2 pseudogenes are annotated in these 404 nt (G+C 56.2%); both read left to right on the top strand.

Annotated features, from left to right (window positions below):
• Window positions 1–236: pseudogene (locus SB756_RS28250) on the top strand (phosphate ABC transporter, permease protein PstA); the annotation flags it as partial.
• Window positions 237–287: 51 nt separating this feature from the next.
• Window positions 288–404 (top strand): annotated as a pseudogene (locus SB756_RS28245) (phosphate ABC transporter ATP-binding protein); the annotation flags it as partial.

Genomic DNA, 404 nt, shown 5'->3' with positions numbered 1-404 from the left:
CTGGCGAAACCGCGCCACTGCTGTTCACCGCGCTGTTCAGCAACTACTGGATTTATCACGACGGCAGCCTGGCGGTCATGAACCCCACGGCCTCGCTGGCCGTACTGATTTACAACTTCTCCGGCATGCCGTTCGACAACCAGCTGGAGCTCGCCTGGGCGGCTTCGCTGGTACTGGTAATGATCGTGCTGGTAATCAACATTCTTAGCCGTGTTTTCGGCAAGCCCAAGTATTGAGAAAGGGAGCATCCAAACTTGAACGTATCCACTGCGCAAAAGGTCGCTCCCGTGGTCAACGAAACCCCCATCGTCATGGACTGCAAGCTGGACAAGATCTTCTACGGCAACTTCATGGCCGTACGCGACAGCCATGTGCCGATCCGCAAGAACGAGATCACCGGCTTC

It is taken from the genome of Pseudomonas sp. SIMBA_068 (assembly GCF_046534705.1).
Classification (GTDB): Bacteria; Pseudomonadota; Gammaproteobacteria; order Pseudomonadales; family Pseudomonadaceae; genus Aquipseudomonas; species Aquipseudomonas putida.
This window is presented reverse-complemented; position numbering and strand designations above follow the sequence as displayed.